The sequence below is a fragment of the Mycobacterium asiaticum genome, assembly GCF_001673635.1.
Classification (GTDB): Bacteria; Actinomycetota; Actinomycetes; order Mycobacteriales; family Mycobacteriaceae; genus Mycobacterium; species Mycobacterium asiaticum_C.
Genome location: NZ_LZMH01000040.1, coordinates 39,831 through 59,668, shown reverse-complemented (window position 1 = coordinate 59,668; position 19,838 = coordinate 39,831). Strand labels below are relative to the sequence as shown.

Sequence of the window (19,838 nt, the reverse complement as noted above, 5' to 3'; positions counted from 1 at the left end):
GGCCCTGACCGCGGGTGCGGGGTCCTATGCCGGCCCCGCCGCCGACGAGAGCTGCGCCGCCGGCGCCGCCGTTACCGAACAGCCCGGCGGCGCCCCCGGCACCGCCAACCGTGCCGGACCCGCCCGCTCCGCCATCGCCGTACAACCAACCGCCGGCTCCGCCCGCGGCACCGGACCCCGCCGCCGCGTTGGCGCCGTTGCCGATCAGCGGGCGCCCGGTGAGCGCCAGGAAGGGCGCGTTGATCGCGTTGAGCAGCGGACTGGTTATCGAAGCGGCGCTGGCGGCCTCGGCGCCGGCATAGGACCCCGCACCCGCGGTCAGGGCCCGCACAAACTGGTCATGGAACACCGCGGCCTGCGCGCTCACCGCCCGATAGGCCTGGCCGTGCGCACCGAACACCGCCGCCACGGCCGCCGACACCTCATCAGCGCCCGCAGCCAGTACCGCCTCGATGTTGCCCGCGGCCGCGGCGTTGGCCGCGCCGATCGTCGAACCGATACCCGACAGATCACTGGCCGCCGCGGCCATGAATTCCGGCAGCGCGATTACAAAAGTCATTGGGCACCTCCCAGCGGGTCATGACCCAATAAGCCAGGACGACCCCGGGAGATGCCCCCGGGTCGTCGACGACCCTTGGGCAGGAAAGAATCATATCGCCGTGCGGGCTGCGAAACTGCCGATTTGCCCGAAACCCGCTCAGATGCAATGAATTAACGGTTCCGATAAAACCGCTCAGTCGTCGATGTGCACCGGTGGGTCGGCGACGGCTGGATCCGCCGGGCGCTGATCGGCTCCCATCGAGTCACAGTGCTTCACCGGCACCTGATACGAACTGGCGCCGTGCGGCACCCACGTCTGCACCGCGACGCAACGTTCCCAGGTGCCGTCGGGCTGGATGGGCCCGTCGCACTTGCTGATGACACCCCACCCGGGGTAGACACAGCCGGCGCTGGCCGGTGGCGCCGCGGCGATCAGTCCAGCGCCCATCAGTGCGGCGCCCAGGCCGGCAACGAAGGCGGCTATCCCACGCGGGGACGTGATTGTGAATGCACTCATTGCGCCTCCTCGGCCTACTTCAGCAATCATTGCATCGGGACGGCGCTGTGTGGCCCTCGTTCGTCGACCCGGTCTGTGCCGATCTGAGCCAGGCAGCTGGATTCCGGCCAAGTCAGCGTCTGCACGCCCGTCGCCAAACGTCTTCTCGTAGCTCGCCTGCCCCGAGCCGCCTGCGCGTCCAAACTGCTGGTCGAGGGCGTTTCCATGGCGAGTCCAGGCTTGTAAGATTCGCATATGCCATTAGCTGATGGCCAGGTTTACGCCGGCTACACCGTGTTGCGGAAACTCGGCGAAGGCGGAATGGGCATCGTCTACCTGGCGCAGCACCCGAGGCTGCCGCGCCGGGACGCACTGAAGGTTTTGCCGGCCGCTTTGACCGTCAACGAAGAGTATCGGCAGCGGTTCAACCGCGAAGCCGATATCGCCGCGACGCTGTGGCACCCGCACATCGTCGAAGTGCACGACCGCGGCGAATTGGACGGCCGGTTGTGGATCTCGATGGACTACGTCGAGGGAACCGACGCTGCTTCAATGCTGGAACAGCGGTATCCCAATGGGATGCCGCCGGACTTGGTGGTACGGATCATCCGAGCGATTGCCGGCGCATTGGACTGCGCGCACGAGAAACATCTCTTGCATCGTGACGTCAAACCTTCCAACATCCTGCTTGCCCACCTCGACGGACCGAACGAGCGAATCCTTCTGGCGGACTTCGGCATTGCTCGCTGGGTCGATGATGATACGACTAAGCTCACGGCCACGAACATGACGGTCGGGACCGTCGCGTACGCCGCGCCCGAGCAATTACTGGGTGAGCACGTCGACGGTCGCGCGGACCAATACGCGTTGGCTGCCACAGCCTTTCATATGCTCACCGGCACATTGCTATTTCAGCATTCCAATCCCGCCGTCGTTATCAGTAATCAACTGAGCACCCCACCCCCGGCGATCGGAACCCGGCGTCCTGACTTGACGGATTTAGGCCCCGTTTTTTGCAAGGCTCTGGCAAAGTCGCCGGCGGACCGTTACGACACCTGCGTCCAGTTCGCTGACGAGCTCGCCGAATTACTCGGAACCGTGGCTGAGGCAACGGGCGCCACTGACGCAACCGCGGCCGCCATTCCGGCGGCAAAGCGCAAGCGCCCAGAACGGCCGGCGCTCGTGCCCGACGAACCCACGAGAACGCAATGGAGGATCACGGTCGCGCTGCTGCTGACCGTAAGTATCTTTGCGGTGGTCCTGTTGGTAGTCCATTTCCTGTGACCACCGGAGCAATCGGACGAGGCGCGGGCAAGGCCGTCGGCCAAGTAGGCGACTGCTGAATAGATGCCGTACACCAACGTGATCGACCCGCAATTGCGTAGGCGGGCAAGGCTGTTCCGGGTGCTGATGGCCAACCAGGACGAACGTAGGCTGCGGCGCATGCGCCGCATCGAAGGCGCCATCGGGCGATACGCCCAGCGCCGCGCGGTCTCCGGGATACAACGTCAGATTGAGTGGATCCCGCGCGCCGACGGGTCCCGGCTGCGCGTCGTGGTGTACACCCCGCTCGAGCCGCAACGGGGCGTCGCCGGTGTGCTGTACCTGCACGGCGGCGGCTACGCGCTTGGCTCGCCCGACCTGGAGGCGGTGGGCTGCCGAGCGCTGATCGAGCAGAGCGACTGCGTGGTCGTGTCACCGGACTACCGGCTCAGTACCGAAGCCCCCTACCCGGCGGCCCTGGAAGACTGCTACGCCGCGTTGATCTGGTTGCGGGACAACGCCGAACGCCTGGGGGTGCGCAGCGACCAACTGGCCGTATTCGGGGGCAGCGCCGGCGGCGGATTGACCGCAGCAGTGACGCTGTACGCGCGAGACAAAGGCGAAGTGGGTATCGCATTTCAGATGCCGCTGTATCCCATGATCGATGACCGCGCCGGCACACCGTTCGCACAACACAACGACGCACCGGTGTGGGACGCGGCGACGAACAAGGCGGCGTGGCAGATGTATCTCGGTGATTTGTATGGCACAGAACATGTTCCGGCCTACGCCGCACCGGCCCGCGCCACCGACTTCCGCGGGTTGCCGCCGACATTCACCTTCGTCGGTGACATCGACACGTTCCGCGACGAGACGATCGCCTACATGGAAGGGCTGAAGGCGGCGCAGGTTCCCACCGAGTTCCGGGTCTTCCCCGGCTGCTATCACGGCTTCGAAGGCTTCGCCGGCAAGGTGGAAATCAGCCAGCGGGCAATCCAGTACCGCAACCGCTGGTTCCGGTATGCACTCGACACCTACTTCTGCGCACAACCCGGCTGATCGGTGCCTGTGCCGGCGCGAAACCACCAGCGCCGCACATCAGCGGATCATCGGCTCCCACGACCCCTTGGCCTGTCTGCGTCTCATGGTCACCCGCTGGCGTAAAGCCGTACGCAAACCGATTCGACCCGACAGGGACGCGTGGGCGTCAGCCGGGACCGGCCGCATCGGAGCAGTCAGGAATCTCCGTTCCGATGCGGTTTCCGGCGCGTCATCGGACGTCGCCTTCATAAACCTGTCGGGTAAGGCCAATTTGTGAATGGTGCGGGTCGTCAAAAAGAGTTGGCGAGCCAGCGGTCCGCTTGTGTAGGGCAGGTCGTACTTATTGCACAACGCCTGTACGCGCTCGGCGATCTCGGCGTAGCGGTTACTGGGCAAATCGGGAAACAGGTGGTGTTCTATCTGGTAGCAGAGATTGCCGCTGGCAAAGGCCAACATTGGGCCGGCATCGAAGTTCGCCGTACCGAGCATCTGACGTAGGTACCAGTCAGCTCTGCTTTCGCCCGCTAGGACGACGGCGTCGAACTTCTCCGCGCCGTCGGGGAAGTGTCCGCAGAAGATCACCATGTATGCCCACAGGTTGCGCAACAGATTCGCGGTTGCGTTTGCGGCGAGGATCCGAGGCCACCGCGCTCCGCACAGCGCTGGGAACACAACAAAGTCCTTGACGAGCTGGCGCGCACTCTTTATCAGCAAGGCATTCTTGGCGTCCGGCGCTCCGGCGACGGCCCGCGGCGCAGTACGTGCTGCGCGCAGGCCGTGCAAAGCGACACCCCATTCAAACGTAATGGCCAACAAGATGTTTCGCAGCGGCTGGAGCAGATGACGACCTTCCCACGGCTGATCACGGGTTACCCGCATGAACCCGAAGCCCAGGTCGTCGTCCATGTCCAGGACGTTGGTGAATACGTGGTGGCGATAGTTGTGGGAATACCTCCACTGCGCCGATACGCCCGCCATGTCCCACTCCCAAGTACTGGAGTGAATCTTGGGGTTTCTCATCCAATCCCACTGGCCGTGGCCGACATTGTGGCCGATCTCCATGTTCTCCACACATTTAGCGAAGGCCAGAGACGCCGCGCCGATAACCCAACCCGCTCGGGAGCGGCTGATGCCGAGTATCAAGCGCGACGCCACCTCGAGCGCTCTCTGGAACGCAATGGTGCGGTGAATATATGCCGCGTCGCGTTCGCCGCGCGACATCTCGATGTCCTGGCGGATTTGATCCAGTTCTGCCCCGAGCGCCTCGATATCGGCTGGGCTCAGATGCGCGTACTGTGCGATATCGGTAATCGCCATCAGATGATGTCCTCGCTTTGCAAGCGGCGCCATCGTCTTCGACGGAGAGCACGCAATGGGCACGGCCCTTCAGGTGTGCCGAGTCCTCTTGACAGTACCCGAGCGGGGCGGCGCACCTCTCGGATCCGCGCGGCGAGCCCCTGAGCAGGGAGATCCCGACCTTGTCGCTGTCATCGACACAGCGCCCATGGTCAAGGTTGTCGCGGATTCTTCCGAAGCCGGCGCACGGGAGGGGGCAATCTCATAAGAATGGGTCAATACATCTGACCGCCGCCGGAGGGGAGCAATTTGATGGGGGACGCCGACGCCGCTGCGATTCGTGCGCAGCGCGCCAACTGGATGCAGCACCACCTGGCGACGTACCTGAACTCCGGCGGCACTCAAGGCCATATCGTCGATCTCAGCGACCTGGGCGGTCGCGAACTGACGACGCACTGCCTGATCAGGTACACGGGCCGCAAGTCCGGCAAGACGTACATCAAGCCCCTCATCTACGGCAACGTCGGCGGTGAGGTCGTCATCGTCGCGTCCAAGGGGGGCGCCGACACGAACCCCGAGTGGTACCTCAACATCGTGGCCGGCAAGACCATCGGGGTGCAGATCGCCACTCAGGCGTTCGAGGCCACCTGGCGGGAGCCCGAAGCCACCGAGCGTCACGACGTGTGGGAGTACATGTGCCACCTGTACCCGCCGTACGTCGCCTATCAGCGGTCGACGAGCCGGCACATCCCGCTGGTGATGTTGCGGACGGTGCGGTCGATCGACGTGTTCACGCCGGGACCTGGCTGAGGATCGCTACTGCTAGACGGTGAGGTAGCCGCCGTCGACTGCGAGGGTGGTGCCGGTGACGTAGGAGGCCGCGGCGCTGCACAGGAACAGCACCGCCGGGGAAATCTCTTCAGGCAATCCCATACGAGCCATCGGGATGTGCCGTATCTCGGGGTCGAGCAGTTCCGGGATGCCCGTCATCGGTCTGGTCATGCGGGTTTGGATCAGCCCGGGCGCCACCGCGTTCACCCGGATACCGTCGTCCACCCAGCGCCGGGCAAGGTTCTTGGTGAAGGCGACCATTCCGGCCTTTGCTGAGCTGTAGGCGGGAACCGCGACAGCGGACACGAACGCCGACATGGAGGCGATGGTGACAACGCTGCTTCCGCCGGTCATGCTGCTCGCCTTCAGCCGTTCGTGACAGGCCATGTTCAACCGCATGTGAGCGAACATGTTGACCGCTACCGATCCGGCGAATCCATCGGGATCCCATTCGTCCCTATGACCGGCGTAGGGCGCGCCCCCGTTGTTGATGAGGACGTCGAGGCTGCCGAGCGAGGCAGCGAGGGCATCGATCGAATCGTGTTCCGACAGTTGGCATTGCGCATATGTGAAGCCGCTGAGGTCGGCACCGGAATAGTCGTTCGCCGATGCCCGTGTGCCGGTGATCGTGACCGTGGCTCCCGCTGCTGCAAAATCAGACGCGATCGCATACCCGATGCCGCGCGTGCCGCCGGTGACCAATACGTTCGCACCGGTGAAGTCGAAGCTCACCGTGTTCATTACGCGGACCTCGATTCGTCGGTCGACCGGCCGATACCGGCGTTTCCATTACAGCAACTGTTACCGACGTCTGGGCTACGTGTGCGCAATATATGACATTTCTTTGAGTTCTCGAGATCTGTTCGCGCACGTTGACTTTCCGGCTTGAATCAGTTGGCTGAGGGGTTTCTACGTTTTTTCAGGAGGATCGTGGAAGAAGAGGGGACGCCGTTCGGCCGTTACCGGCTGCTCGAACTGCTGGGCCGCGGCGGCATGGGCGAGGTATGGCGGGCGTACGACATCGAAACTCAGCGCGTGGTCGCGGTGAAGGTGCTGCCGCCGAACCTGGCCGGCGATCCGGCATTCGTGCAGCGGTTCCGCCGGGAGGCGCTGGCCGCCGCGGGCCTCAACGATCCACACGTCGTCCCGATCCACCACTTCGGTGAGATCGAGGGTCGCCTCTATGTGGACATGCGGCTGATCAACGGCCGTGACCTGCAGAGCATCATCGCCGAAGGCCCAATGGATCCCGCGCGTGCGGTGAAGATCATCGAGCAGGTCGCCTCGGCGCTGCACGACGCACACCGGATCGGCCTGGTGCACCGTGACGTCAAGCCCTCCAACATCCTGGTCACCCCGAACGACTTCGCTTACCTGATCGACTTCGGCATCGCCAGCGCGGCCGGGGAAACGCGAATGACGGGTACCGGCAGCGTAATTGGGACTTGGGCCTACATGGCCCCGGAGCGGTTGAGCAGCGGCGCGAATGACCCGCGCAGCGACACGTACGCGCTGGCCTGTGTCTTCCACGAATGCCTGACGGGCAGCCAGCCGTACCCGGGCCGGAGCATCGAGCAGCAGATCGGTGGCCATCTGGGGCTGCCGGCCCCGCGCCCGTCTACGCTTCGGCGGGGGCTGCCGGTGCAGCTTGACGGCGTCATCGCGATCGGGATGGCCAAGAATCCGGACCAGCGCTATTCCACACCGACCGAGCTGGCCGCCGCGGCCCGCGCGGCCATCACCCAACCGACGACGACGCATAACACCGGGTCGCGCGGAGCAGAGCCGGCCCAGCACGACTCCCAGACCGTGGCGCTCCCGACGGGCGCACCGCGCAACTACTACCCGGCTGCGCCCAGCGGCGTATCACACACCGACCCGACGCAGTACCGCCGATACGGCGCCGGCTCTGACGCGCCACCGCCCGGCCCGTCGCGCGCCAGTACCGCGCTGCCGCCCCCCGAGCCCCCGGCGAGCCCGCACGGGCCTGCCGCCGAGCCGGCGAGGCCGGCGAAGCCGGCCGCCAAATCGGATCCCAAACGCCGCAAGGTCATCCTGGCCAGCAGCATCGCGGCGGTGATCGTGGTCATCGGCCTGGTCGCCGCCTTCGCGCTGACCAAGAGCGGCCCCGGTGGCGGCGGCCCCACGACCGCGCCGCTGGCCAACAGTGGCCCGCTCACCGGCACCTACACCCTCGCGTTCGGTCAGAGCATCGGTCTGAACGGGAAGCCGGAGCCAGGGCAGGACCCGGCGGGGAACGAGACGTGGAAGTTGCGGTCGATGTGCGGCGCGAAGGGCTGCGTGGCCACCGGTTCGCGGAGCTCCGGGTCCTTCAAGCACCCGACCAGCCTGGTGTTCGACGACATCAACGGGCGCTGGGTCGCGGTCACGCTGGACACCGAGCGGTGCAACAACCACGACATCGAGGAGTGGCATTGGATCTATCTGCTGCCCCGCCCGGACGGCAGCATGGCCGGTGAGTGGATCGACGACTCGGTGGAGTGTTACAGCAAGCGCAGTGTGACGTTCACCCGAACCGGTGACGCGGATATCGCCGGGCTGCCCGACCCGGCCGGCTTGCCGGCCCGGGTGGCGTCCCCGGCGCTCGGACTGCGCGGGTTCTACCGCTCGAGGGTGACCACAGCGGCCGGTCAACCCAAGCTGGCCGATCAGGATTTCAGCGTCGACACGTTCTGTCTGCGCGCCGGCGACCGATGCCTGAGCCGTTTTGTGCTGACCGATTTCTCTGACCACCAGTTGTTCATCTACGCCAACAACGCGTGGACGGAGAACTCGGAGGAGGACGTGCCCTGCCCGGCCGGCGGGACCAGTCATGTCCGCATGACGGGTGTGTTCCCGCTGCCCAAGCCTGCGCAGGATCCCGTCACGTCGATCTCCGGGCACGGCATGGAGGATGCGACGGGCAGCGCGTGCAAGGGCGGTCCCTACGACCAGGTCTTCACCCGGATCAGGGACTGAAAGCCGCTTCGGCGCTCGTCGGAAAACGGCGCCAAGCATGCCTTTAGAAACTCCCAAGAATGTTGCAAGGCCCGCGCCACAGACTCACTTCACCAGGAACTAACCGTTCACACCGAAGTGACCTAGCAGGCCAAAATGAGCAACCTCCGAACCATCACATTGCACGGCGACCGCGTCGCATACCGCGACGAAGGCGCCGGTGAGGTACTGCTGTTGATCCACGGCATCGGCGGCAGTTCGAACCACTGGCGGTCGATCATCCCGACCCTGTCCAAGAAGTACCGCGTCATCGCTCCGGATCTATTGGGGCACGGTCAATCCGACAAGCCCCGCGGCGACTACTCGCTGGGCGCGTTCGCCGTCCTGCTCCGCGACTTCCTGGACGCCCTCGGTATCTCCCGGGCGACCATCATCGGCCACTCCCTCGGCGGCGGAATCACCATGCAGTTCGCCCACCAGCACCGCGACTACTGCGAGCGGATGATCCTGATCAGCAGCGGCGGCCTCGGCGGCGAGGTGAATCGCATCTTGCGCCTGGCGTCGCTGCCGGGCTCCGAATTCGTTCTGGGGCTCGTCTCCTCGAAGCCGGCGATCAAAGCCCGCCGGGCCTTCTCCGCGCTGAAGTCCGACGACCCGAACGCCCTACGGCTGCACGAACACTGGGAAGCCCACGCCGCGCTGGCGAACCGGGAGAACCGGCAGGCGCTGCTGCGGACACTGCGGGCGGTCGTGGACCGTCGGGGTCAGTACGTCTGCGCCTTGAACCGGCTGCACTTCAACGCCAGTGTGCCGGTGCTGATCATCAGCGGCGACCGGGACCCCGTGATCCCGGTTGCACACGCCTACGCCGCACACGAGAAGATGCCGCACAGCCGGCTACACATCATTCCCGGTGCCGCACACCATCCGCACGCGGAACAAACCGAGACCGTGGCCACTCTGATCGAGGACTTCATCGAAGCAGACGGCCGGCACATTGAGACTCCGGCCGCGGCGGCGCCGGTCTCGCTCAGCGACTGGTCGGCCTCGACCCACACCGGGTCGGGCCCGCGGTCGCGTGCGGTTGTCGAGCGCATCAGTCGGCGCCGGTCCCGCCGGCACCTGCAAGCGGTCCCGACGGTCGACGAATACCGTTGCGGCTGAGCGCGGTTAGGCGACCGCGTCGACCAGGTCGCGGGTCACCGCGAACGGGTACTGGAAGGTCGCCGCGCCGACCTGTTCGGCGCCATCGCGGATCTCGCTGAGGATCGTCGTCGGATCACCGGTGAAGAGCGATTCGAAAATGTCCCAGGCCGCATATTGCGGCGCCGTGATGAGGTTGCGGAAGTCGACGAACAACTTCGTCGGCAAGTTCGCCGGGGCGATCGGTATGCCGTCCCAGCTGTTCATGGTCCAGCCGCCGCCCGGGCTGCCGGTGACCACCACCTGACCGGTGTTCGGCAGCGTGTGGGTGAGCAGCAGCAGAGGATTGGGGTTGTCGACGTTCATCAGCGTGCCGACACCGATGGTGAACGCACTCGAGTATGCGACCGCGGGGGTGCCGCCGTTCGCCATGGCGTTGCCGTACATGGCGTTCATCGCGGCGGTGAAGTTGCGATTGAAGACGATCCCGTTGATGTCGGGACCCAACCCCAGATTCGGGAAGAGCGGGAATCCGAGCGTCCATGCCAGGGGCCCCACCAGATACAGCACGCCGATGGGGATCTGCGGCATGCCCTCCATCCAGCCGGCATTGATCTCGTTGAGACCGGGCAGGATCTGCGGGTTCGCGAACAACGCGTTAGCAGTCTCCTGGGTGCGCAGCAGCTGCGACGCGAAGATCCCCGAGTATTGGTTCGCCGGCGCCAACAGAGCGGCGACGTTCGCCGCCTCCTGCTGCCCGAGCGGCGTAAGCGAAACACCGGGTATGGCGGTGTCGATCCAGCCGTCGAGGTTGGCAAAGGTCTGACCGTGCCGCACGAAATCGATGACGACCGGTTGTTGACTGCCCACCACCGCGGCGGTTCCGCCCGTGCCGATGAACAACCCTCCGCGTCCATCCGGAGCGCCGGGCCCACCGAGGCCGCCGTTGCCGAACAACAGCGCCTGGCCACCGGCACCACCGGGGCCGCCGCCGATGCCGCCGTTGCCCATCAGCCAGCCACCGGCGCCACCGATACCGCCGGTGCCGCCGCCGAAGCCGGCGCCGCCAGGGCCGCCGTTGCCGATGAGTCCGGCGTTGCCGCCGTTGCCGCCGGGCGTCATGCCGGCGGTCGCGCTGTAACCGGCGCCGCCGTCACCGAACAGCAAACCGCCTGCACCGCCGTTGGGGTTCGCCGCCGTGCCGGGGGCTCCGTGGCCGATCAGCGCACGCCCGAACAGCATTGTGGTCGGGCCATTGATGATCGGATCGAGCGCCTGACCGTATGGGCTGCCGATCCAGGCGTTGCCGGCGGTGTGGACTGGACCGTAGACGAAGGTTTGGAACCCGTTGGCAAGGGAGGTGTCCAGGGTGGCCGCCGCGCCCTGGATCGAGGCGACGATAGCCGCCTCGGTGTTTGCGTACGAAACTGCGGACGCGCTCAGCGTGGCCACGAATTGCTCGTGGTATGTCGCCGCCTGCGCCGCGGCCGCTTGGTACTCGTCGGCGTAGTTGCCGAACAGCGCCGCGAGTGCCGCCGACACCTCGTCGGCGCCGGCCGCCGCCAGGGCGGTAGTCGGGGCCAGCGCGGCGAGATTGCCGGTCAGCACGGCCGAGCCGATCTGCGCCGCATTCGCTGCCGCCGTCTCGAAAATGTCCGGCGCCAAGAGCACAAAAGACATAGCCATACCCCCAGTGCTGTCGCGTAGAGACATCATGGGCCTTGAGCCAGCAATAGATGGCTGAATCGAAAGAAAAATGTGGCCCTATTTTTGACGCTTGCGGGACAGAAACGCCTGCATGTGCTGCTGCGGCTCGCCGGTCAAAAACGAACGGCCGAATTGTTCGACGCTGTCTTCGATCGCCCCGTGAATCGTCATGTCGAACCACTTATTCAGCAGACGTTTTTGTTGCCGCACCGCATGCGGGCCGAAGCCGGCGAGTTTCGCGGTCAACTCGGCAATGCGGATATCCAGCATTTCCGGTGCCAGCACTTCGTGCACCAAGCCCCAATCGGCGGCCGTCCGGGCGTCGATGGTTTCGCCGGTCATCAGCAGCCAGGCCGAGTGGGACGCGCCGATCAGCGCGGGCATCAGCGCCGCATGGATCACCGACGGGATCCCGACGGCCACTTCCGGCATGCCGAACCTGGCGCCGGATTCCGCGATGCGCAGGTCGCAGCACATCGCGACTTCCAGGCCGCCGCCGAGGCACCACCCGGCGAGTCGGGCGATGACGGGAAGGGGACAGTCGCGGATCGCCTCGCACAACCCCGCCAACCGGCGGATGAACACCTCGGCGGTGGACTGATCAAGGGTGACCATTTCGTGGATGTCGGCACCGCCGATGAAAGCCTTCTCCCCCGCACCGCGGAATACCACGACCCGCGCATCGGTATCCGCCCCGATGGCACGGAATGCGTCGGTCAGAGCCGAGATCGCCTCGCTGCCGATGATGTTCAGCGGACCGGCAGCGGTCAGCTCGATGGTCACCCGGCCGTCCTGGCGGGTGGATCGGACAAAACGGCTTTCGATTGTGTCCATGCGCTCGTTTTCGGCTCGACTCCGATGGTGGACACCCGAGCATAGGATTCGGCTGCCCCGCTACGCGACCGCCTCGGCGGGCACCCTGCTGAATTCGAGTACGCCGTCCTCGATCGGGTCCTCGAGCAGCAGCTGGCAATCCTTCTCGTAATGATTCAACGTCTGCCACGGCAACTTCGAACCCTGCCGCGGCAATATGTTTTTCGCGCGCGCAATGTACCCGGATTTCAAGGTGTCCATCACGCCGATGTCGGTCTTACAGCCGTGCAGGTCGCGCGGAGTCACCACCGCATAGCCGTTCAGATCCATGTGGCCGAGTAGCCGGGCCACGTACGCGCCGGCAATGTCGGACTTCAGCGTCCACGGTGCATTGGTATAGCCCATCAGCCAAGCAAAATTCGGGAGGTCCTGGATCAAGACCGCCTTGTAGACCATTCGGTCATAGAGGTTGACAGGTCGCTCGTTTACCGACAGTTGCATACCTCCCAGCATCTGCAGGCTCAGACCGGTCGCCGTGACGATGATGTCGGCCGGGATCTCCCGTCCTGATTTAGTCAAAATACCTGTGGCAGTGATGGATTCGATCTCATCGGTAACGATCGATGCGGCGCCGGAGGTGAGCGTCTTGAACAGATCACCGTCGGGGGCCATGCACATGCGCTCGTCCCATGGCTGGTATCGCGGCGTGAAATGACGCATGTCGAAGCCGGGTCCGAGCTGGTGTTGCACCAACAACAGCAAGAGACGTCTACTCAGGTGCGGCCAACGCCGGCATGCCGAATAGACCCGGCGCAGCAGAACGATGTTGCGCCTGCGGGCCAGGGCATAAACCCGTTCGGGGCGAACAAATCTCGCCAGCCACTGCGAAATCTTGTCGACCGAGGGCAGCGATAGGACGTAGGCGGGTGAACGCTGCAGCATGGTGACGTGGGCGGCGCTACCGGCAAGCGCCGGTACCAGCGTGACTGCCGTCGCACCGCTGCCGATCACGATGATGTTCTTGCCGGCGTACTCCAAATCCTCGGGCCAGTGCTGCGGGTGCACGATGGGACCCGAGAACCGGTTCGAGCCCGGCAGCGCGGGCAGGTAACCGGTGTCATGGTCGTAGTAGCCAGTGCATGCGATCAGGTAGCGGCAGCTGTACCTGCAGGTCTCGCCGGTCGTTTCGCGGTGCGCGGTCAACGTCCACCGGCCATCCGTCGAGGACCAGTGCGCGGCAACGATCCTCAACCCGTAATGAATCTTCTCGTCGACGCCGTAGGCAGCCGCCGTTTCGGCGATGTACTGCCGAATGGCTTCGCCCGACGCCAGCACCTGCGGATTCCGCCAGGGCCGAAATTCGTAGGCCATGGTGAGCATGTCCGCGTCAGAGCGGATTCCCGGGTAGCGAAACAAGTCCCACGTGCCACCGATCCGCTCGCGTCGCTCCAGGATCGCGATCGACCGGCCGGGTTGGCGCGTCGTCAAGTGACATGCCGTCCCGATACCGGACAGTCCGGCACCGATGATCAGAACGTCGAAGTGCTGTGTGGTCATAGCATTCAGGATGAGCGCCGCCGAGACCGACGGTCTTGACACGTTCCGACACTTCTTTATCATTTCCCGACACCGGGAGGTGATACATGAGCAGCCTGGTTCGTGCGACCGCCATGCGGGGCTATCCCGACCTGGTCCGAGAGCTGGGCGGTGACCCGCTCAGCTATCTCTCGCGATTCCACATCCCGGTCGGGATTGAGGAAGAGGAAGACGCGTTCATCCCTACGCCGGCGTTCGCGCGCATGATCGAAACGACCGCTGAGGAACTGAAGTGCCCGGATTTCGGGCTTCGCCTCTCTCGCATAAGGGGTCTGGACGCCGTCGGGCCCGTGGCAGTGATCCTGCGGAACTGCGACACGGTTCTGGAAGCCATGCAAACCAGCGCGCGCTATAGCTATGCGCATACCGCCGGGGTCAGAATCACCTCGGCCCGTCCCACCGAGACCGAAGTCCGGATGATTGTGGAGCAGGTTGAACCCGGTCTGCCGTACTCGTTGCAGGCGTATGAGATGAGCGTGGGTTTGATGGTGCGGACGAACCGCATCCTGGCCGGACCGCACACTCCGATCACGGTCTCATTCGTTTATGACCAATTCGGCTCCGACGCGGCCTACCGCGAAGCGCTGGGCTGCCCGGTGCGCTTCGGCCAATCCTGGTGCGGGGTAGAGCTTCCCAGTTACGTGCTGCAGCAACGCATCAACCACGCCGATCCTGAGGCCAGGCGCATAGCCATCAAGTATCTGGAGGCGACATGCCTGCCGAGCACGGCACCGCTGTCGGATCGGGTGGCCGAGTTGGTCCGTCGGTTGCTGCCCCTCGGGCATTGCAGCGGTGAGGTCATTGCCGACAGGTTGGCCGTGCATCCGCGAACACTGCAGCGGCGGTTGGCAACGGAAGGCACGAGCTGTCAGGACGTCATCGACCGGGAACGTCGCACCCTGGCGGCGCAATATCTTGCCGAGCCCCGGTTGCGGCTGGGTCAGATTGCGAGCCTGCTCGGCTATACCGAGCAGAGCGCGCTCAACCGTTCCTGCCGGCGTTGGTTCGACAAGACGCCGCGAGAGTGCCGGCAGGAGTGGGCCGGCGGGGCTGAATAATCAACCCGCGTCCTCCAATTCGTCGAGCGCTTCCCCGGTGTAGACCGCCAGCCTTTGCAGGTGCGGCAGCGTGTCTCGACAACCGATGAACCCGAAATTCAGGGTGCTGGCATAACTCTGCAGCGTGACGTTGAGCGCCTGACTGTGCGCCACCAGCGAGACGGGGAACGAGGCCTCCATCCGACTGCCCCGCAGGTAAAGCACGTCCTGGGGACCAGGCACATTGCTGACGCAAAGGTTGAACGTATAGGGCCACGGCGTCTTCACCCCGGTGAGGGTGCTCGCCAGCTGCATCCCGAACGGCGCCATCAGCGCCGCGGTGTACGCCAGGATCGCTTCCCGATTCATTTTCGCCAGTTCGGCTTTCGCGATTCGGGTGGTGGTGGTGACGGCGCGTAGGCGTTCGATCGGGTCGGCGACGTCGGTGCCCAACGTCGCCAGGATCGTGGCCACGGCATTGCCGCCACCCTCGTCGTCCTTGGGACGCACGTTGACCGGCAGCATCGCGATCAGTGACTTGTCGGGCAGCTCGCCGAGCTCGTCGAGGAACCGCCGCAGACTGCCCCCGACGATCGTCAGCGCGACATCGTTGACGGTCGCATCATGGGCCGCCCCAATCTTTTTCAGCCGGTCCAACTCGTACTGCTGGGTCGCGAAGCGGCGGTTTCGGCTGATGCGGGTGTTCAGGATCGACCGCGGCGCCTGCACCGAGCCGATCAGGTTGCGGTATTCGTTGTCGCTTCGCAGCTGGGTGTTGATGATGGCTTTGGTCAGGTCCAGGGTGGACCGGCCGGCGCCGGCCACTGAGCCCATCGCACTGCCCACCCCGCTGACCACACCACCGAGGTTGTTCACCACGCTGCCCACGCTGCCTAGCAGACTTCCGGCAATGCCGCCGCCGGATTCCTCCTTGGTCGCCGAGACCCGCCCGGGCGTGGGAATGTTGAAGAACAGCGGATGGGTGGTGTCGTGCGGGTCGGTGGACAGACTGCGCGCCAGCATCTTCTGCCCGGTGTAGCCGTCGACCAGAGCGTGATGCATCTTGACGTAGAGAGCGAAACGGCCGCCTTCGAGGCCTTCGATGAAGTGCATCTCCCACGGCGGACGGCGCAGGTCCAGAGCGTTACTGTGCAAGCGGGACACCAGGATTCCGAGTTCGCGCTCATCTCCCGGGCTGGCCAGCGCCGAGCGCCGCACATGGTAGTCCAGATCGAAGTTGTCGTCGTAGACCCACGACTGGATCGGGCTGAACAACAGGTCCGGCTGGCTCAACTTGAGATTCCACGGATCCACGACCGTGCTGGCCTTGCTCTCGTCGACGAGCTGGCGCAAGAAGTCCTTCGGTGCGTCGGGCGGCGGCGTGAAGGGCATCAGGCCACCGACATGCATCATCGTGCTGGACGTCTCGGCGTAGAGGAAGAACATGTCTTGCGGACCGAGCCGCCGGGCGGTCTTGCCCATGGCCTACTCCTTCTATCCCTGTCGCGCACTCACCGAAACAACCCACCAGTTTGTGACCGTAGTCGAAACCGAAGGCCCGCGGATATGCGAAAAAGGCTGCCGCCGACTCGGCCGCCGCGGGAGGATGGAGCCCCAGCCCGGAGGAGGGCGCATGCGATCGCGGGTCCAGCTACTGCCGGTGACGGAGCAGGTGTGGTGCTTCCGCCAGCGCAGCTACGTCTGTTGTTCGTACGCGGTCGTGGACGACGACGGCGTTGTCCTGGTCGACGCCGGAATGACGTCGGATGCGGCCCCTATACTCAACGGCCTGGACATGCTGGGGCGGAGTCCGGCCGATGTGCACACGATCCTGTTGTCTCATTGGCACAACGATCATGCGGCGGGGGCTGCACGGATGAAGACCTTGTCGGGCGCCCGGGTTCACTACCACGGAGGCGACCGGTCGTACTTCATGCGGGAAACCGCGCGCGGTGGTTTCCCCGGTTGGTTGAGCAAGCAGGTTCCCGAACGCGGTCCACTCGTGCTGGCCCGCGGGCTCTTGAGCGCCGCGACATCCACAGCCGTGGCGGCGGATGTGCTGGTGCGCAACGGCGATCTGCTGCTGGGCCAGTTCCGAGTGTTGGAGACGCCGGGTCACACGCCGGGCCATGTCGCCTACTTCTACGAACCCGACGGCGTGCTGTTCGCCGGGGATGCCCTGGCGGTGGTCGGCGGCAAGCTGCGGTTCATGGCGCGGCCGGTGACCCTCGAGCTGGACGACGCCCGCGCGTCGATGGCGGCGTTCCTGCAGTTACCGATTCGCTACGTATGCCCGGGGCACCGCGCGCCGCTGACCGAAAATGTCGCTGCGCAGCTTGATTCGTTGCGAGAGCGAGTGGCCGCGCCCGGCTGGCCACTGCTGGGCTAGTAGCGAGGCACCCACCCCGCAAGCCGGCGCGCCGCTGCAGAGACGAGCGGTTGCCGGACGCCGTCCCTTGGGGACGCGCGCTGGGCCGCACCGTCAGCATCGACATCTTCCACGACAGAGTGCGCAAGCTGGACAGATTTTTCGTTCCAACGTTTACAAAATTTTGGTTCGGGGTATCTGGCTGTCAATTTCTATGACGTGTATATGAGTTTCCCGCAAAGCGCGGTAAGTTTGCCGATACCTGGGCGCCGCGACGAGTGGGCACCCACGGCGCAGAGGAGTACTGCGATGAAGCGTCCGATCGTCGTCGCCGCGGCCGGCCTGGTCCTCGTGGCCGCTGGTTGCGCAGGGTGTTCCAGCAACAACTCTGACAAGGGTTCGCCGAGCCCCGGCCCAGCCGCCCCAGCGGGTCCACGGGTGATCGTTGACGGCCAGAACCAGAATGTCAGCGGTCCGGTTACCTGCACCCCGAACGGTGAAAACATCAATATCGGTGTCGGCGACGTGGCCAACGGCATCGGTGCGGTGGTGAGCACCGGTAGTCCGCCCATAGTTCACGCAGTCGGCCTAGGTGCCGTCAACGGTGTGACACTCGGCTACTCCGACGCCGCGCCGGGTCAAGCCGGCAATGCCGGGGCGGCGGTAAGCGGCAAGTATTACCAGATCAAGGGCACTGCGACCGGTTCTGACGTCAGCAACCCAGCCCAGCCGAAGACGCTCACCAAGCCGTTCGAATTGGACGTGACCTGCCCATAACGGGGGTTTAGACATCGCGGGCTCAAGCCCGAGAGGGGATGCAGCAAATGTCCATCAAACGTGTCGCAGCGGCCGGGGCCGCGGCGGTGGCGGTGAGCCTCGGCATTTCCGCGACAGCGATCAACGCAGGTCTGGCCAACTCGGCGCCGCAGGACCCCTGCCCGAGTTGGAACAAGGCCTGCAGTGGTGGCACCACCGCCAGCCCCAACCCCGGCCCCAACCCTCCTGGCTACGGAGGCACCGGGACCGTGCCGCCACCGGGATCATCTGTGCCCGGTGCCGGCACCCCGCCGCCTTCAACGTCGAAGCCGCCGAGTTCGACTCCGCCCCCGTCAACTACGGCGCCGCCGCGCAGCACAACGACGCAGCCGACGACGACAGCACCATGGAGTTCCACGACGGCGCCCACCACAACCTCGGCACCATGGGGTTCCACCACACCGCCCACCACAACCTCGGCACCATGGGGTTCCACCACACCGTCCACCACAACCTCGGCACCATGGGGTTCCTCCACACCGCCGACGACCTCAGGTCCGTGGGGCTCGACGACGCAACCAGGCGCGAGCACTTCCTACCCGCCGACCACTACCCCCGTCCTGAACGCGCCTACCACTCAGCCGCCGCACCCGCCCTACATTCCGCCGCACGGCGACTACTCACGCGGCACTGTGCAAATCGGCGGTCCCATCGACCTCACAGTCGGGTTCTACGTGCCTGGACTGGGGGCCCCGCCGCCACCGCGACCGAGCGGGTATGGCTGGAACAACGGCGCGGCGCCCGGCCACCCACCGCCACACTGGGAAGGACCTCCGCCGTCGAACGGCTGGGACGGGGCACCGCCCCCGGGCGGCTGGAACCGCCCCTGGGAGGGGCCGCCGCGTGACGTCAGCTACGGCCAGCAGTATTTCGCCCCGTTCAACTACAACACCTACACCGTCCTGCCAGTTTTCAATTGGCAATACGGAGGATGGGGCTACTGGTTCATGGGCGTGTGGGTTCCTTTGTACTGACCTGTACTGACCCGCACCTGGCACCGCTAACTATTGCGGCGACCTGACCGGGCCTGACGGGTAACTCCGATCAGCCCGTGGCGACATGCCGGTCTAGGAAATCCAGTACCGCGCCGGCAAAGACGTCGTTGCGATCACCGGCCACCATGTGGCCGGCCCCGCGGACGTCGGTGAACTCGACCTGCGGGAAGCGGGCGAGGAATTCCTCTGCGCGTTCCTGGCTGACCAAATCGCTCATCTTGCCCCGCACCAACAGCATCGGCACGCCGTCGCGCAGGATCGACTCGACGGCGTCGTGCATGCGATCGGGGTCGGTGACCTCGATGGGCGGGTGAGCCGCGGTGCCGTTGATGAACCGCGGATCCCAGTGCCAGTACCAGCGATCGCCGCGGCGGCGCAGGTTGGTGGTCAGCCCATCGAGATCGGTGGGCCGGGGCCGGTGCGGGTTGTATTCGGCGATCGCGTCGGCCACCTCGTCCAGCGAGGCGAAGCCCGTTTCCACGCGGTCGGACATGAAGTCGTGGATTCGCGCCGCGCCCGACTGCTCCATGTTGGGCACGATGTCGACCAGCACGATGGCACTGGCGATGCCCGGCGTGAGCTCGCCGGCCAGCAGCATCGAGGTGAACCCGCCGAGCGAGGCACCCACCAGCACCGGCTTGGCCGGCAGCCCGCGCAACACTTCCTCGACATCGCGGGCAAAGCTGACCACCCGGTAGTCGCCGTCGTCGGACCAGTCGGATTCGCCGTGGCCCCGCAAATCGACCGTCACCGCCTGGTAGCCGCGTTCGGCGACGGCCGCGGCCGCCTTTGCCCAGGAGCGGCGGGTCTGCCCACCGCCGTGCAAAAACACCACGGCCCGCGCTTGGGGGTCGCCCTGGCGGTCAGAGACGATGCGTAACCCGCCGGGTCGGTGGGTGATGAACGGTTCGGCAGCGCTGGAGACCGGAGCCATCAGG

Annotated in this window: 16 protein-coding genes and 2 pseudogenes; 9 read left to right on the top strand and 9 right to left on the bottom strand. The window is 65.4% G+C overall.

Going from position 1 to position 19,838, the window contains the following annotated elements; translation table 11 throughout:
• Both A5645_RS11785 and A5645_RS11780 read right to left on the bottom strand, forming a co-directional pair.
• Positions 1 to 559, bottom strand: a 559-nt coding sequence (locus A5645_RS11785) for a PE family protein (RefSeq protein ID WP_065129611.1), incomplete at its 3' end; no start/stop codon positions are given.
• A 174-nt stretch (positions 560 to 733) separates the two neighbouring features.
• Entirely contained in the window at positions 734 to 1,057 is a 324-nt protein-coding gene (locus A5645_RS11780) for a CDGP domain-containing protein (RefSeq protein WP_065038437.1), read from the bottom strand.
• A gap of 234 nt (positions 1,058 to 1,291) precedes the next feature.
• Here A5645_RS11780 and A5645_RS11775 point away from each other — a divergent pair.
• A pseudogene (locus tag A5645_RS11775) lies at positions 1,292 to 2,296 on the top strand (serine/threonine-protein kinase); the annotation flags it as partial.
• A gap of 87 nt (positions 2,297 to 2,383) precedes the next feature.
• Complete coding sequence (locus A5645_RS11770) at positions 2,384 to 3,358, top strand: alpha/beta hydrolase (RefSeq protein WP_065129610.1); 975 nt, start codon at positions 2,384 to 2,386, stop codon at positions 3,356 to 3,358.
• A 39-nt stretch (positions 3,359 to 3,397) separates the two neighbouring features.
• Here the strand turns inward: A5645_RS11770 and A5645_RS11765 are convergent, their stop codons facing one another.
• Positions 3,398 to 4,657 (bottom strand): fatty acid desaturase family protein, encoded by a 1,260-nt coding sequence (locus A5645_RS11765; protein ID WP_065129609.1) that lies wholly within the window; start codon positions 4,655 to 4,657, stop codon positions 3,398 to 3,400.
• A gap of 291 nt (positions 4,658 to 4,948) precedes the next feature.
• On the opposite strand from A5645_RS11765, the gene A5645_RS11760 reads away from it, so the two are divergent.
• Positions 4,949 to 5,446: a nitroreductase/quinone reductase family protein gene (locus tag A5645_RS11760; protein WP_065129608.1), complete on the top strand. Its 498-nt coding sequence runs from the start codon at positions 4,949 to 4,951 to the stop codon at positions 5,444 to 5,446.
• A gap of 12 nt (positions 5,447 to 5,458) precedes the next feature.
• On the opposite strand, the gene A5645_RS11755 is transcribed toward A5645_RS11760, so the two are convergent.
• Positions 5,459 to 6,208, bottom strand: a complete 750-nt coding sequence (locus tag A5645_RS11755) for an SDR family NAD(P)-dependent oxidoreductase (protein WP_065129607.1) — start codon at positions 6,206 to 6,208, stop codon at positions 5,459 to 5,461.
• A 189-nt stretch (positions 6,209 to 6,397) separates the two neighbouring features.
• Between A5645_RS11755 and A5645_RS11750 the strand changes: the two genes are divergently transcribed.
• Together A5645_RS11750 and A5645_RS11745 are read left to right on the top strand one after the other, a co-directional pair.
• Positions 6,398 to 8,446, top strand: coding sequence for a serine/threonine-protein kinase (locus tag A5645_RS11750; protein ID WP_155767970.1), 2,049 nt, complete (start codon positions 6,398 to 6,400; stop codon positions 8,444 to 8,446).
• 135 nt (positions 8,447 to 8,581) lie between these two features.
• A pseudogene (locus A5645_RS11745) lies at positions 8,582 to 9,430 on the top strand (alpha/beta fold hydrolase); the annotation flags it as partial.
• Between the two features lie 165 nt (positions 9,431 to 9,595).
• Here the strand turns inward: A5645_RS11745 and A5645_RS11740 are convergent.
• The 3 genes from A5645_RS11740 to A5645_RS11730 form a co-directional block, all read right to left on the bottom strand.
• Positions 9,596 to 11,248: a PE domain-containing protein gene (locus tag A5645_RS11740; protein ID WP_065129605.1), complete on the bottom strand. Its 1,653-nt coding sequence runs from the start codon at positions 11,246 to 11,248 to the stop codon at positions 9,596 to 9,598.
• 84 nt (positions 11,249 to 11,332) lie between these two features.
• Positions 11,333 to 12,109: an enoyl-CoA hydratase gene (locus tag A5645_RS11735; RefSeq protein ID WP_065038443.1), complete on the bottom strand. Its 777-nt coding sequence runs from the start codon at positions 12,107 to 12,109 to the stop codon at positions 11,333 to 11,335.
• Between the two features lie 60 nt (positions 12,110 to 12,169).
• Entirely contained in the window at positions 12,170 to 13,645 is a 1,476-nt protein-coding gene (locus tag A5645_RS11730; RefSeq protein ID WP_065129604.1) for a flavin-containing monooxygenase, read from the bottom strand.
• An 86-nt stretch (positions 13,646 to 13,731) separates the two neighbouring features.
• Here A5645_RS11730 and A5645_RS11725 point away from each other — a divergent pair, with 86 nt between their 5' ends.
• Positions 13,732 to 14,742 carry an AraC family transcriptional regulator gene (locus tag A5645_RS11725; RefSeq protein WP_065129603.1) on the top strand — a complete coding sequence of 337 codons (1,011 nt, stop codon included), beginning with the start codon at positions 13,732 to 13,734 and terminating at the stop codon, positions 14,740 to 14,742.
• On the opposite strand, the gene A5645_RS11720 is transcribed toward A5645_RS11725, so the two are convergent.
• Positions 14,743 to 16,203 (bottom strand): WS/DGAT/MGAT family O-acyltransferase, encoded by a 1,461-nt coding sequence (locus A5645_RS11720; protein WP_065129602.1) that lies wholly within the window; start codon positions 16,201 to 16,203, stop codon positions 14,743 to 14,745. It lies immediately after the preceding gene.
• Positions 16,204 to 16,354: 151 nt separating this feature from the next.
• Between A5645_RS11720 and A5645_RS11715 the strand changes: the two genes are divergently transcribed.
• The 3 genes from A5645_RS11715 (at position 16,355) to A5645_RS29285 (ending at position 18,879) form a co-directional block, all read left to right on the top strand.
• Positions 16,355 to 17,110, top strand: coding sequence for an MBL fold metallo-hydrolase (locus A5645_RS11715; RefSeq protein WP_065129601.1), 756 nt, complete (start codon positions 16,355 to 16,357; stop codon positions 17,108 to 17,110).
• Positions 17,111 to 17,398: 288 nt separating this feature from the next.
• Entirely contained in the window at positions 17,399 to 17,866 is a 468-nt protein-coding gene (locus A5645_RS11710) for a lipoprotein LpqH (RefSeq protein ID WP_065038448.1), read from the top strand.
• A 38-nt stretch (positions 17,867 to 17,904) separates the two neighbouring features.
• Positions 17,905 to 18,879 carry an MAP_0585 family protein gene (locus A5645_RS29285; RefSeq protein ID WP_366663763.1) on the top strand — a complete coding sequence of 325 codons (975 nt, stop codon included), beginning with the start codon at positions 17,905 to 17,907 and terminating at the stop codon, positions 18,877 to 18,879.
• Positions 18,880 to 18,949: 70 nt separating this feature from the next.
• On the opposite strand, the gene A5645_RS11700 is transcribed toward A5645_RS29285, so the two are convergent.
• Complete coding sequence (locus A5645_RS11700) at positions 18,950 to 19,834, bottom strand: alpha/beta fold hydrolase (protein WP_216638301.1); 885 nt, start codon at positions 19,832 to 19,834, stop codon at positions 18,950 to 18,952.
• Positions 19,835 to 19,838: the final 4 nt, after the last annotated feature.